General features: G+C 65.4%; 10 protein-coding genes. 6 read left to right on the top strand and 4 right to left on the bottom strand.

Translation table 11 applies throughout. From position 1 onward, the window contains the following. Positions 1-103 precede the first annotated feature (103 nt). Positions 104-865, top strand: a complete 762-nt coding sequence (locus PPZ50_RS13200; RefSeq protein WP_126014452.1) for a MerR family transcriptional regulator — start codon at positions 104-106, stop codon at positions 863-865. A gap of 9 nt (positions 866-874) precedes the next feature. Here the strand turns inward: PPZ50_RS13200 and PPZ50_RS13195 are convergent, their stop codons facing one another. The 3 genes from PPZ50_RS13195 to PPZ50_RS13185 are packed head-to-tail and all read right to left on the bottom strand — an operon-like array spanning position 875 to position 2468. Then, entirely contained in the window at positions 875-1321 is a 447-nt protein-coding gene (locus PPZ50_RS13195; RefSeq protein WP_066694312.1) for a cytidine deaminase, read from the bottom strand. Further along, positions 1318-1986 (bottom strand): GH25 family lysozyme, encoded by a 669-nt coding sequence (locus PPZ50_RS13190; protein WP_066694304.1) that lies wholly within the window; start codon positions 1984-1986, stop codon positions 1318-1320. The genes PPZ50_RS13195 and PPZ50_RS13190 overlap by 4 nt, the downstream gene beginning before the upstream one ends. Continuing rightward, positions 1986-2468, bottom strand: coding sequence for a UPF0262 family protein (locus PPZ50_RS13185; RefSeq protein WP_066694577.1), 483 nt, complete (start codon positions 2466-2468; stop codon positions 1986-1988). Before PPZ50_RS13185 ends, PPZ50_RS13190 begins: the two co-directional genes overlap by 1 nt. 91 nt (positions 2469-2559) lie before the next feature. Between PPZ50_RS13185 and PPZ50_RS13180 the strand changes: the two genes are divergently transcribed. Next, positions 2560-4071 (top strand): replicative DNA helicase, encoded by a 1512-nt coding sequence (locus PPZ50_RS13180; RefSeq protein WP_066694301.1) that lies wholly within the window; start codon positions 2560-2562, stop codon positions 4069-4071. Between the two features lie 193 nt (positions 4072-4264). Here PPZ50_RS13180 and PPZ50_RS13175 read toward each other — a convergent pair whose 3' ends face one another. After that, the gene (locus tag PPZ50_RS13175; protein ID WP_272815316.1) at positions 4265-7642 is read right to left on the bottom strand and encodes a TonB-dependent receptor; all 3378 of its coding nucleotides are present in this window, start codon (positions 7640-7642) and stop codon (positions 4265-4267) included. Between the two features lie 357 nt (positions 7643-7999). On the opposite strand from PPZ50_RS13175, the gene PPZ50_RS13170 reads away from it, so the two are divergent. From PPZ50_RS13170 to PPZ50_RS13155, 4 genes are read left to right on the top strand one after another with little or no spacing between them, the layout of a single operon-like run. After that, entirely contained in the window at positions 8000-9517 is a 1518-nt protein-coding gene (locus tag PPZ50_RS13170) for a tryptophan halogenase family protein (RefSeq protein WP_272815315.1), read from the top strand. Then, on the top strand, positions 9514-10929 hold the full coding sequence (locus PPZ50_RS13165; protein ID WP_084401841.1) for a tryptophan 7-halogenase: 1416 nt from the start codon (positions 9514-9516) through the stop codon (positions 10927-10929). The genes PPZ50_RS13170 and PPZ50_RS13165 overlap by 4 nt, the downstream gene beginning before the upstream one ends. Next, complete coding sequence (locus tag PPZ50_RS13160; RefSeq protein WP_066694292.1) at positions 10926-12434, top strand: tryptophan halogenase family protein; 1509 nt, start codon at positions 10926-10928, stop codon at positions 12432-12434. The genes PPZ50_RS13165 and PPZ50_RS13160 overlap by 4 nt, the downstream gene beginning before the upstream one ends. After that, a complete protein-coding gene (locus PPZ50_RS13155) occupies positions 12431-13945 on the top strand; it encodes a tryptophan halogenase family protein (RefSeq protein WP_066694290.1) in 1515 nt (504 codons plus the stop codon). The genes PPZ50_RS13160 and PPZ50_RS13155 overlap by 4 nt, the downstream gene beginning before the upstream one ends. The last annotated feature ends 137 nt before the right edge of the window (positions 13946-14082 follow it).

Genomic DNA, 14082 nt, shown 5'->3' with positions numbered 1-14082 from the left:
CTTTGCTGCTAGCCGCTCCATCGCCGGATCGCAGGGACAGGGCAAGCGGCATCGTCGCATCGGGGCTTGCGCTTGACGTTGCGTCAAGCGGTAGAGTGCCGCCATGACCACCATGCTCGACATCGCCGACGTTGCCGCCGCCACCGGTCTCAGCAGCCGGGCCCTGCGATTCTATGAAGCGCGCGGGCTGATCCGGCCGCTGCGGACCGCCGGTGGGCGGCGCGTCTTCGGCACGGGCGAGCTGGAGCGGCTGCACGCGATCGTCGCCCTCAAGCGCGCGGGCTTCACCCTCGCGGCGATCGGGCGGATGCTCGATCGGCCAGACGCACGGCTCGGGCCGATGATCGCCGCGCAAGCGGCGGTCGTCGAGACCCAGCGGGCGGCGCTGGCCGACACCGCCCTTTTCTTACGCTCGATCCAGTCCCGCATCGATGCCGGCGAGCGCATCGACGTCGCGACGCTCTGCTCGCTGATCCGAAAGGGAAACATCATGACGACGACCCAATGGAGGGCGGTGATCGACCGCCATTTCACCGATGCGGAACAGGCCGAATGGGCCGAACGCCAAGCGGCGCTGCCCGCCGACTTCGATCAGGCAGCCTATCAAGCGCAATGGACCGATCTGGGTCAGCGGATCGAGGCTGCGCTACCGCTCGATCCGGCGTCCAGCGAAGCGCAGGCATTCCTGGCGGAATGGCAGGCGCTGCTGGCGCCCTTCGCATCGGTCGCGACACCGGAGATGTGGGCGGGTGCGAAGCGATTGCACGACTCGCGCGCCGAATGGGACGGGCAGGCCGATCCGGGTTTCTCCGGGGCGGTCTGGCAGTTCATTCAGGCGGCCGATGCGGCGAAGCGGCCCGATTGATCCGCCGGGTCAGCCGATCCCGAGATCGGCTGGCCCGAACGCATCGGGCAGCAGTTCCGACAGGCGGTAGGAGCGGATGGCGTCACCTTCCGCCGCGCCGCAATGGACGGGCAGGTCTCGGCCGCCCATCTGCGCGGCTTCGTTGATGACCTGACGACAGCGGCCGCAGGGGCTGACCGGGGTCGTGCCGGTGGGGATTCCTTCGGCATCCATCGCGCCGCCGATCACGCCGATCGCGACGATCTGTCGCAACCGTCCCGCCGCCGATGCGCTGGCGATCGCCACTGTCTCCGCACAGAGCGACAGGCCGTAGCTGGCATTTTCGAAATTCGCGCCGGTGACGATCGATCCGTCCTCCATCAGCAGCGCGGCGCCGACCGCGAAGCGCGAATAGGGGGCGTGCGCATGGGCGGCGGCGGCGCGGGCCGCCGCGATCAACTGGGCGGGGTCGGTCATGGGGCGGCTACACTCCAGGCAACGGGTTCGGCGACGCCATCGATGGTGCGCGCCGGGTTCGCCTGCCACATCCGCCACGGCCGCGCCAGATAATCGGGTTCGCGGAAACGTCCCGTCGCCCAGAGCGGCCGGACGATCGCCTCGCTCACCCGATACTCGTCCTCGAACGCGGGCGAGATGCGCAGCACCATCGGGCGGCCGTCATGATATTCGGCAGGGGCGAGAAAGCCGCGAATGGCGGTGAGCACCTGCGCGCGGGTCGGTCGGGCATCGCAGCCGTCGGTAAAATCGAGCGCGAGCGCAGCAGGCAGCGCATCGGCGGCGCGGGGCACGGTGGTGAGATAGGCCGTCACCTGATCGGCGGTCGGTTCGCATAGCGAAAAGACGTGGAGCGCACCGTGGCGCAGGCCCACGGCATGTGCGCCGTTCCAGTTGCCTTCGAACGCCGGATCGCGGGTCGTGCCGCTGGATGCGGTAATGAAGGCGAAGTCCGCGCCGCGTGCGCGCACCATGCCCCAGTCCACCGTGCCGTCGTGGGCGGCCACGGTCAGGCCCTGTACCGGAAAGCGCGCGGCGTCGGGATGCCAGCCGAGCGACCAGCGCCACGTCACCATGGCGGCAATCACCAGCATCGCCAGCGCGCCGAGGATCAACCGGTTCCGCATCATCCCTTGATATGGAGTACGCAGATCAGCGTGAACAGGCGGCGGGCGGTGTCGAAGTCGATCTCGACCTTGCCGTCCAGCCGTTCGCGCAGCGCCTCTGCCGCCTCGTTGTGGATGCCACGCCTGGCCATGTCGATCGTTTCGATCTCGTGCGGGGTCGCTTGGCGGATGGCTTTGTAATAGCTGTCGCAGATCGCGAAATAGTCGCGGATCGGCCGGCGCAGGCGCGCCATGCCCAGCACCAGCGTTTCGATCAGCGTGCCGTCCTCACGCGCAATATCGATCGCCAGCCGCCCCTCCGGCACCGACAGCGCTATGCGGTACGGGCCGGCATAATTGTCGGGCGTCTCGCGCTGCGGGGCGAAGTGATTCGCCTCCAGCAGGTCGAAGATCGCGATGCGGCGTTCCTGTTCGATATCGGCGCTGCGCCACAGGATGGTGCGCTCGTCGAGGGTGACATCGATGATCCGCGGGTCGGCCATGGCTTCCTGTCGCCCCTTCATCTGCTGGCGTCCACCGCAAAATGCGCTGTCAAGCGGTTGAGCGTAACGCCGAGGTCTGGGAGAAGGGGCGATGGCTACTGTTCACAGCATCGGCGGGGGGACTCCCCCGCAACCCCCGCGCGTGCCCCATAACGTCGATGCGGAGGCGGCGCTGTTGGGCGCGATGCTGATCGACAACGGCCTTGCCGACGACATGGTCGAGCGGCTGGACCTCGAACATTTCTACGACCCCGCGCATGCCCGCATCTTCGAACGCATCCGCGACGTGCGCCGCACCGGCATGATCGCCAGTCCGGTGACGCTCAGGCCCATGTTCGATGGCGACGAGCTGCTCGCCGCGCGGGGCGGTACGCAATATCTGGTCGAGATCACCGGCAGCAACGCCAGCCTGATCGGCGCGCGGCAGTTCGCCCAGCAGATCTACGATCTGGCCCAATTGCGCGCACTCATTACGGTCGGCCGCACGCTGGTGGAAAACGCCACCGACACCTCGACCGAGGTCGACCCGAAGAAGCAGATCGAAGCGGCGGAAGAAGCGCTGTTCAAGGTCGCGGCGGAGGGCACCACGGCCAATGCGGTCAAGTCGTTCGCGCAGGCGACGACGATGGCGGTGCGCATGGCCGAACGCGCGATGAACAGCGGCGGCGGCCTGTCGGGCGTCACCACCGGCCTCGATTCGGTCAATGGCCGGATCGGCGGCATGCACCATAGCGATCTCATCATCCTTGCCGGCCGTCCCGGCATGGGCAAGACGTCGCTTGCGACCAACATCGCCTTCAACGCGGCGCAGCGTTACATGGACGACCAGCGCGCGGGCATGGAAAAGGGCAAGTCGGTCGGTGCGAAGGTCGCGTTCTTTTCGCTGGAAATGTCCGCCGATCAGCTGGCGACGCGTATCATGGCGGAGCAGGCGGCGATCAGTTCCGAAGCGCTGCGCATGGGCAAGATCCGCAAGGAGGATTTCACTCGCCTTGCCAATGCCGCCGCCGATCTGGAGCAGCTGCCGCTCTATATCGACGATACCGCCGGCCTTTCCATTTCCGGCCTGCACACCCGCGTCCGCCGGTTGCAGCGCAAGCTGGACGGCGAGCTGGGGCTGGTGGTCGTCGATTACCTCCAGCTGCTGCAGGGATCGGGCAAGGGCAGCGACAATCGCGTGCAGGAAATCTCCGAAATCTCGCGCGGATTGAAGACGCTGGCCAAGGATATCGGTGTGCCGGTGATGGCGCTGTCGCAGCTGTCGCGTGCCGTCGAACAGCGCGAGGACAAGCGGCCGCAGCTGTCCGACCTTCGCGAATCCGGCTCGATCGAGCAGGACGCCGACATGGTGTGGTTCGTGTACCGCGAGGATTATTATGTCGCGGCGAAGGAGCCGAAGCGGCCGCGCGACGGCGACGATGCGAAGATTTTCGAGGATCACGCCAAATGGGCAATGGACATGGAACGGGTCTATGGCCTGGCTGAGCTGATCATCGCCAAGCAGCGTCACGGTGCCACCGGCAAGGTCACGCTGAAGTTCGAACCGCAGATCACCAAGTTTAGCGACTATGCCGGCGGCGGATTCAGCGGGTTGGATGAGTAGGGGGCAGCTATATCGTCATTCCCGCGAAGGCGGGAATCCATAGCCGCTGACGACAATGCCGGAGGCGCTACTTCGGCGTGTATGGACTCCCGCCTTCGCGGGAGTGACGATGGCTTATGGCGACACGGACCGTGTCCACCAAAGAAACGGGGAGGGGCCACTGGCACCTCCCCAAGTTGTTCCGCTCCAGGGGTTAGATGCGGAACAGCAAGCCGACCACGATGCGGCGATCGTTCAGGAAGCTGAACCGATCGTACAGCTGGCCGCTGGCATCGATGTAGGACCGCGCCTTGCTCTTGGTATCGAGGATGTTGGCGATCGATCCGCGTAGCTGCAGGTTGCCGATGTTGAACTTCAGCGACGCGTCGAGGAATCCGGCCGCCGAATTGTAGATCGGGTTGCCGGTCACATAGTCGCGATAGGTGGTCAGATATTCCGAGCGCCAGTTATAGGCGAGTCGGGCCTCGACCACCTTGTCCTGATAGATCGCGACCGCGTTGGCGATATGCTTCGACTGGCCGAGCAGGTCGTCGACACCCCAGCGGAACACGGTGATCACGTCGTCCGGCACACCGTCGCCATCGCTGTCGACGCCGTTCTGCGGCGGCGTGGTCTTGGCATCGATGAAGGTGTAGTTCCCCTGGAAGCCCAGATGCTTGAGCGGTCCGGGCAGGAAGTCGAAGAACTGCTGATAGCCGATCTCGATGCCCTTCACCTTGGCTTTCGCCTGGTTCACCGCACCGTTGTAAATGATCGGCACCTGCCGTCCGTCGAGCGTCACCGACCCGACCTGCTGGTCGCCGCCGCCGCCGAGCACGCCCAGCGGCAGGCTGCCATTGTTGATGATGTTGCGCAGGTCCTTGTAGAAACCGGCGACCGAGAGATAGCCGCCCTTGAAATACCATTCGTACGACAGGTCGAAGCTGTCGGCGGTGGTAGGCTTCAGGAACGGGTTGCCGCCGCTCACCCGTATTTCGCCGGGAGTGATGTTCTGCGCACCACGATCGATGCCGAACAGCGGGTCGTTGCGGTCGGTGATCTGCGGGAAGTTCAGGCGGTTGATCGTGACGACATATTCCTGTGCGGCACGCAGGTCCTGCACGTTCGGGCGGCTCAATCCTTTGCTGAACGCACCGCGGATCAGCATTTCGCGGTTGAGGTTCCATTTGATGTTGAACGACGGCAGCCAATGCTCGTCCTTCAGCTTCAACGTCCGGGCGATCGCCTGCTGCGCGGCATAGGCAACGGTCTGCGGCGAGAAGTCGCGAATATCGTCGCGGCTTTCCGCATCGTCGGTGCGGGTGCGTACGCCGTTCGCCACCGCCGGCGTCTGGATGTCGTCGACGAACGGACGGAACGCCTGGAAGCCCGACGAATCCAGATCGGTGCGGACGTAGCGGACGCCGACATTGCCGTCGACCGACATGCCGTTGTCGAATTCATGCTTGAAGTCGACGCGGACATAGGCGTTGCGGGTCTTTTCGGTGATGTCCGAAATGTCCGACGGGCGGAAGATCGGGCTGCCGAAGCGGCTGCCGTCCGACGTGCCGCGCGGCACCCAGCCGTAATTGCCGTTCGCGAGCTGCGGTTCGGTGTTCAGATAGTTGCGGAAGTTCGCATAGCTCGACAGCAGGTCCTGGTTCACGAACACGAACGCATTGTTCGCGCCCTGCACCACGCCACCGCGGAAGAAATCGGCAAAATTCACCGCTTCGAAGCCCTGTGACGGGTTCTGGAAGGTGCCGGCGACCGCGAAGCCGCCGCGCCCGTCCCATGCCGGTGCGATCGAGCCCCAGTTGAGCGCCATTTCCTGGTTGATCTGGCTGCGCTCCGACCAGCGCGCACCGAACTTCACGCTGTCGAACCAGCTGGCCAGGCCTTCGCCGCCCGAGACGTCATAGGCGAGGTCGCCCCGGAAGGCCTTCAGCTCGCCGGTGCCGACCTGGAACTGGTCGGCGGCGAACTGCCACGATGATCCGTTGAAATCGGCGGTGCTGGTCGGCGTCGGGATGTAGACGCCCGGCGTGGTCGCCGTCGCGTCACGGTCGCCGGTGAAGCGCGTCTGGTTGGGATTGAAGCGGTGCTGCGGGTCGATCAGGAATTCGATCGACGGATTGTCGAGGTCGTGCCGGATCTTCCAGTTCAGATAGGTATTCATGCCGCCCCAGATCGACCGCTGGCGGGCGTCAGCCTTGGTGTACTGGCCGTCGAGGGTGATGAAGAGGCGGTCGGTTGCGTTCCATTTCAGGTTGAGGCTGAAATCCTCGGTGGTCGCTTCCTCGATCTTGCCGATGCCCAGCGATCCGACCGCTGAACCGCGTGCGCCGGTCCAGCTGTCGGCATTGTTGGTGACATAGCCCGATTCCATCAGGCCGCCGCGGATCGGGATCAGCCGTTCGCAGTCGCCCGGGTTGGACGGAAAGCCGCCGGGGCCGCTGCACATCGAGGTGCCGGCCGTGCTCCAATTCTTGTCGAGCACGATGTCCGACACGCCCGCAGTGGTGCCGGTGTCATGTTCGGGGAACCATTCGAAGGTGCGTTCGATGCTGTTGATCTTGTTTTCGGCGCGAATGTACTTGCCGGTCAGCTGGACATTGTCGTTGCGCCACTGCGCCGCGAGATAATAGCTGATGCGTTCGCGATCGACATCGTTGGTGCGCAGCTGGAAGCCCGGCGTGATGCCGACGATCTGCGACGGATCGACGCCGGCGAACTCGTTCACCTTGTTCGCGCCGGTGAAGGTCGTTTCCGGCACCTGTCCGGCGGCGTTCAGCACGCGCGGCATCGGCGCGTTCTGCTGCCAGCCATGGATGCGCGAATCGAGCCGCGAGCGCGAATAGGAGCCGAGGATGCCGAATTCGCCGATGCCGGTATTCCACCGCTTGCCGGCGGTGATGCTGGCTTGTGGCGACCATTTCTTGCGCAGGTCGGAATAGGTGCCGTCGACCGCGACGACGAACAGATCCTTCTTGCTGTCGAACGGTTCGAGCGTGCGCAGGTTGATCGACCCGCCGATGCCGCCTTCGATCAGGTCGGCGCTCTGGTTCTTGTAGACGTCGACGCCGCCGACCAGTTCGGGCGGGATGCTGGAAAAGTCGAGGCTGCGGCCGCCATTGGCGCTGAATGCGTCGCGTCCGTTGAATTCCGACCGGACGAAGCCCAGGCCACGGACCAGGTTGCCGCGTCCTTCGGGCGACGGAAAATCGGGGCTGGCGCCGCCCTGCGGGAAGCGCGAGATGGTGACGCCCGGAATACGGCCGATCGCTTCGGCGACCGACAGGTCGGGCAGGGTCGCGATGTCCGATGCGGTGATCGAATCGACGAAGGTCGACGACTTCCGCTTGATCTCCTTGGCCGATTCCAGTGCGGCGCGGATGCCGGTGACGACGATTTCAGTATCGCTGGTGGTGGTCTGCGGTCCCTGCGACGTGACCGTCGGTTCCCCTTCCGGATCGGTGGCGGCGTCCTGCGCCGAGGCGATCGACGGCATCAATGCCAAGGTGAGTGCCGATGTCGCCATCAGCAGGCACTTGGCCGAGCCGGATCGAATGCGGAATCGCTGTGCGTTCATTGCTCTATCCCCTCCCAAAGGTCGCCCGTTGTTACGGCCGCCCCGGTTTCCCCTGTGGCCGGTCAGATCGGGTCTCATGCCGTATGTCGATACGACTTGGCCCGCATGGTTCCGGCTACGACGAATCGCATACCGGATCGTTTTTAGTCGGACAAGATAGCGGTAACATTTTTCCTGGCCACGTTGACAATTGGGTACGAAATCGCGCTTTCCTGTTGAGAAGGAAGTAATTTCAGCCGTTACCATTGCTGCGATGCGGCGAAGCTGCGCGAAGACTGTTAAAAGTCTTGCGTATTGCTAAGACGGGCAGGGGGAGTGCCGTAAGGTGAGGAAAGAAATTGTCCGGGTAGAAGCGGCATGACCGACCGGCGGGTTACCTCGGCGTGCATCGTCGGCGGGGGTACGGCGGGATGGATGACCGCCGCTGCGCTTGCGAACAGGCTCGCCGGTTTGGGCGTGAGGGTCCGCCTGATCGAATCGGAGGAGATCGGCACGGTCGGCGTCGGTGAAGCGACGCTGCCGCATATCCGCGCGTTCAACGCGACGCTGGGGATCGCCGAGCCCGAGCTGATGCGGGCGACCGAGGCGACCTACAAGCTGGGCATCGAATTCTGCGACTGGGGCCGAATCGGCGACCGCTATATCCACCCCTTCGGCAATTACGGGCCGGAAGAGGATGGCATCCCCTTCTACCACCAATGGCTGCGGCTCAGGGCAATGGGCGATGCCGGTCGGCTGGACGACTATTCCTATCCGGTGATCGCGGCCGAACAGAACCGGTTCCGCCATCCCGCCAGCGAGCCGGGCCGGGTCGAATCGAGCTTCGGCTATGCCTATCAGTTCGACGCGTCGCTCTATGCCGCATTCCTGCGCCGCTATGCCGAGACGCGCGGCGTCGAGCGGATCGAGGGCAAGGTGGTCGACGTCGCGCTGGATGGCGAGGGGGGCTTCGTCCGCGACGTGACGCTGGCCGATGGCCGGACGATCGGCGCCGAGCTGTCCATCGACTGTTCGGGCTTTCGCGGGCTGCTGATCGAGGGGGCGTTGCAGTCGGGCTATGACGACTGGAGCCGGTGGCTGCCATGCGACCGCGCGGTCGCGGTGCCGACCGAGAGTCGCGGGCCGCTCGGCCCCTATACGCGCGCGACGGCGCGGACGGCGGGGTGGCAGTGGCGTATCCCGCTGCAGCACCGCGTCGGCAACGGCCATGTCTATTGCAGCGATTTCATCTCGGACGACGAGGCCGAGCGGCAGCTGGTCGACCATCTCGATGCGCCGATGCAGGCGAACCCGCGCCGGTTGCGCTTCACTACCGGGCGGCGGCGCGATTTCTGGAAGCGCAACGTCGTCGCGATCGGGCTGGCCAGCGGGTTCCTCGAACCGCTCGAATCGACCTCGATCCATCTGATTCAGGACGGGATCACCGAATTGCTGGCGCTGTTTCCGGACCGCGACTTCGCGGCGGAGGACATTGACGAATATAACCGCCGCATGGCGCTGCATTTCGAACGGGTGCGCGATTTCCTGCTGCTGCATTATGTCGCGACGGAACGGGACGACAGTCCGATGTGGCGGCATTTCCGCGCGCTGACGCTGCCCGACAGCCTGGCGCACAAGATCGATACGTGGCGCACGCGCGGTTATGTCGTGCCCTATCAGTTCGGGCTGTTCCTGCCGCCCAGCTGGGTTGCGGTGATGCTCGGGCAGCGGCTGATGCCGGGCGCCTACGACCCGCGCGTCGAGATGATTGCGCCGGACGCACTGGCGGCACAGGCGGCAGCGTTGCGGGCGGAGGTCGCCGGCGCGGTGCAGGCGACGCCGGACCATGCCGACTATATCCGCCGTTCGCCGGCGGCCGCCGGCCTCGCCGCATGACGGTCCATCGGATCTTACTTTGCGGTGACGGGCTTTCCGCGCGCATGGCGCTGGCCGCGTTGGCGCGGCACTTGCCGCCATCAATCGCGATCCTGTGGGCGCGGGCCGGCGACCAGCGGGGCAGCGACCTGTTCTATGGCAATGTCACCGGGCCATCGGCCTATGCGTTCAACCTGACCGCCGGGTTGGACGAACGGCGGCTGACGCTGGACAGCACGACGGCGTTCTCCTGGGGTACGCGCTATGCCGACTGGGGGGCAGGGCGGTCGTGGATGCAGTCGTTCGCCTTGCCCTTTCCGGTGATCGACGGCGTGCAGTTCCATCATTATCTGGCATCGGCCGGTGCGGACAGCATCGATCCGTTCGTGGCCGGATTGCAGGCCGCGCGCCGCGGCGTGTTCGTCCACCCGCCACGCGCGGGCGCGAACGGGGCGCCGCATCCGCTGTCGCGCGCCGAATATGGCTATCAGTTCGATGCGCAAGACTATGCGCGCCTGTTCGACGTGCCCGACCGGGTCGAGCGGATCGGTGGCGCGGTTGCTTCGGTCGAGGCGGCGGACGGGCGCATCGCCGGCGTGACGATGGACGATGGGCGTGTCGTGATCGCCGATCTCTATGTCGACGCATCGGGGCCGGAGGCGCAGCTGTTGGCGGCGTTGGCGGGCGATCGTCCATCGGGCCGGGCGATAGCGATCGCTACCAGCGACTTGCCCGCCGATGATCAGGCACCGCTCCGAACGGTCCGGGTGACGTCGTCGGGCTGGGAAAGCGATACGCCGTTGAAAGGCCGCACGCGGCGGACCGTCGTCGGTGCGGTGGGCGAGGTCGCGGGGACAAAGGCGACCCTGGGACGTCGTTCGCTGGCCTGGGCCGGCAATTGCGTGGGCGTCGGTCAGGCAGCCGGCGTGGTCGAGCCGCTGACCCCCGCGCCGATGCTGTTGCTGGAGCGGGACATCGAACGACTGCTGGCATTGATCCCGGTCACCGGCGGGATGGCGGTCGAGGCGGCCGAATATAACCGCCGTTTCGCCGAGGATTACGACCATGCCGCGCTGTTCCAGCAGGCGATGTTCCAGGCTGGTGGATTGCCGGACGGACCCTATTGGCAGGCGGCCCGTGCGGAGGCGGTGCCCGAAAGGCTCGAGCGCAAGCTGACCATGTTCGAACGGCGCGGGGTGCTGGTCGCCTATGACCTCGAACCCTTCCACCCGGAGGACTGGCTGATCCTGCACATGGGCATGGGGCGGCGGCCGGCGCGATACGATCCGCTGGCCGACCGGGCGGAGAGGGCGCAGGTCACGCCGTTCCTGTCGAAGATGGCGCGCACCATCGAACAGGGGGTGGCGACGCTGCCGCCCGCGCGCGTCTATCGCGCCCAATTGGAGCAATATCTGCGAAAGGCGGCATCGTGAACGCACCCCTGTTGCGCCGGATCGTGATCGTCGGCGGCGGATCGGCCGGCTGGATGACGGCGGCGGCGCTCTCCAGCCTGCTGGGTCCGAAGGACGTGGCGATCACGCTGGTCGAATCCGACGCGATCGGCACGGTCGGGGTGGGGGAGGCGACCATTCCCGACATCCTCGCCTTCCACCGGATGCTGGGCGTGAACGAAGCGGAGTTCATGGCCGCGACTCGGGCGACGTTCAAACTGGGGATCGAGTTCGTCGACTGGGGCGCGAAGGGTGACCGCTATATTCATCCGTTCGGTCAGCATGGCGTCGACATGCAGGGCATCGACTTCCACCAATATTGGCTACGCGCGCGCGAGGACGGTGCGACCGACCCGATCGAAGCATACAGCCTGTGCGCGGTCGCGGCGCAGGCCGGGCGGTTCGTCCTGCCCGATCCCAATCCCCGGTCGGTGCTGTCGCAGATCCGCTATGCCTATCATTTCGATGCGACGCTCTATGCCCGCTTTCTGCGCCGCTATGCCGAGACGCGGGGCGTGGTGCGGGTCGAAGGGACGGTCGGCGAGGTCGGGCAGGATGCGCGGGGCGATATCGCCCGGCTGACCCTGTCGGACGGGCGGGTGGTCGAGGGTGATTTCTTCTTCGACTGCACCGGCTTTCGCGCGCTGCTGATCGGCCAGACGCTGGATGCCGGGTTCGTCGACTGGAGCCCCTGGCTGCCCTGCGATACCGCGCTGGCGGTGCCGAGCGCCCACGCCGGAGCGCCGACGCCCTATACCCGATCGACCGCGCGCGACGCCGGCTGGCAATGGCGCATCCCGACGCAGCGCCGCGTCGGCAACGGCCATATCTTTGCAAGCGCGTTCCAGTCGGAGGATGCCGCCCGCGACGTAATGTTGGCGACCCTCGAAGCAGCTCCGCTCGCCGATCCGCGTCGGATTACGTTCCGCGCAGGGTGCCGCGAGCGTTTCTGGCAGGGCAACTGCATCGCGATCGGGTTGGCGGCGGGGTTCCTCGAGCCGCTGGAATCGACGTCGATCTATCTGATCCAAGAAGGCATCAGCCGTTTCATCTCGCTGTTTCCCCGGGGCGACATTCCCGAAATCCTGCGCACCGAATATAACCGCCACATGCGTACCGAGTTCGAACAGGTGCGCGATTTCATCATACTGCATTATGCCGCGACGACGCGCGACGACACGCCGTTCTGGAACTACTGCCGAACGATGACGCTGCCCGATACGCTGCTGCACAAGATCGAGCTGTTCCGTGAAACCGGGCGGGTATTCCGCTATAACGACGAGCTGTTCGCGCGGCCGAGCTGGGTTGCGGTGATGCTGGGGCAGGGGATCATGCCGACGACAAGCGACCCGATCGTCGCCACGCTGCCGGCGGACGATGTCGCGCGCAGCCTGGCGTCGATGCGCGAGGCGATGGCGGCGGCGGTGCAGCGGATGCCGACCCATGGCGAATTCCTGTTGCGCTACTGCCCGGCGGTTGCGGCATGAAGGACGGCAATATCCGCAGCATCACCATCGTCGGCGGCGGCACCGCCGGGTGGATGGCCGCCGCCGCCTTCTCCCATATCCTGTCAGGCAGCGGCATTGCGATCCGCGTCGTGGAGTCGGAGGAGATCGGGACGGTCGGGGTGGGCGAGGCGACGATCCCGCATATCCAGTATTTCAACCGGCTGCTCGGCATCGACGAGGACGAGTTCGTTCGCCGGACTTGCGCGACGTTCAAGCTGGGGATCGAGTTCGTCGACTGGGGCCGGATCGGCGAGCGCTACATCCATCCCTTCGGCAGTTACGGGCAGGAGATGGAGGGGCTGCACTTCCATCAGTTCTGGTATCGGCAGGCGCAGATGGGCGGCGCGCTGCCGCTCGACCGCTACAGTATCGGCGTGGGCGCGGCGCGGGCGGGCAAGTTCCAGCGGCCCGACCACAGCCGGCCGGGATCGCCGCTCGCCGGCATATCCTATGCCTTCCAGTTCGATGCGGCGCTCTACGCCCGTTACCTGCGCGAACGCGCCGAGGCGGCGGGCGTCGAGCGGATCGAGGGGCGGATCGTCGATGTCGCGTTGAACGGCGCGAACGGTCATGTCGACCATGTCCTGCTGGAAGATGGACGCAAGGTTGCGGGCGATCTGTTCATCGACTGCTCGGGCTTTCGCGGGCTGCTGATCGAAGGAGCGCTGAAGGCCGGTTACGACGATTGGAGCGAATGGCTACCCTGCGACCGGGCGGTGGCGCGGCCGTGCGCGCGGATCGGCGATCCGACGCCCTATACCCGCGCGACCGCGACCAGCGTCGGGTGGCGCTGGCGTATCCCGCTCCAGTCGCGGACCGGCAACGGCCATGTCTATTGTTCGGACTATATCGATGACGATGCCGCGCTGGCGATGCTCGACGCGAGTCTTGACGGCGAACCGCTTGCCGGACCGAACTTCTTGCGCTTCACCGCGGGCGTCCGGCGCAAGGCGTGGGACCGCAACGTCGTCGCGCTCGGGCTGGCGTCGGGGTTTCTCGAACCGCTCGAATCAACGTCGATCCATCTGATCCAGTCGGGGATCGCGCGGTTGCTGACCAATTTTCCCGACCGGTCGTTCAACCAGCCCGATATCGACTATTATAACCGCCGGACCCGCGCGGAGTATGAGCAGATCCGCGACTTCCTGATCCTGCATTACAAGGCGACGGCACGCGACGACAGTCCGTTGTGGCGCCGGTGCCGCGACATGGCGATTCCGGCATCGCTGGAAGAACGCATCGCGATCTTCCGCGAGAATGCCCGGCTCTACCGCCACGACAATGAACTATTCAGTGAAACGAGCTGGCTGGCGGTGCTGCATGGTCAGAATATCGCGCCCAAGCGCTATCATCCGATCGCCGATCTGCTGCCGGATGCCGAACTGGACGACCGGATGACGCGGATCGCCGCGGCGATGGATTCGGGCGTGCGCGTGATGCCGGATCATATGGCGTTCATCGATCGCCATTGTCGCAGCCCAAACCAGTGAACGTTATCAATCCGCAGCGAAATCACCATGCATCAAATATCGTAAAAGCTGTGAAACCGGTTACATTGGACTTTACAGCGGTGTCATATCTACCTAGCCTCGTGCGTAATTAGCAGACAAAACCGCGGAGGGGATGG

Source organism: Sphingomonas hankookensis, from assembly GCF_028551275.1.
In the GTDB taxonomy this organism is placed as follows: Bacteria; Pseudomonadota; Alphaproteobacteria; order Sphingomonadales; family Sphingomonadaceae; genus Sphingomonas; species Sphingomonas hankookensis_A.
The sequence above is the reverse complement of the archived record's forward strand: the minus strand, read 5'-3'. Positions and strand labels throughout refer to the sequence as shown.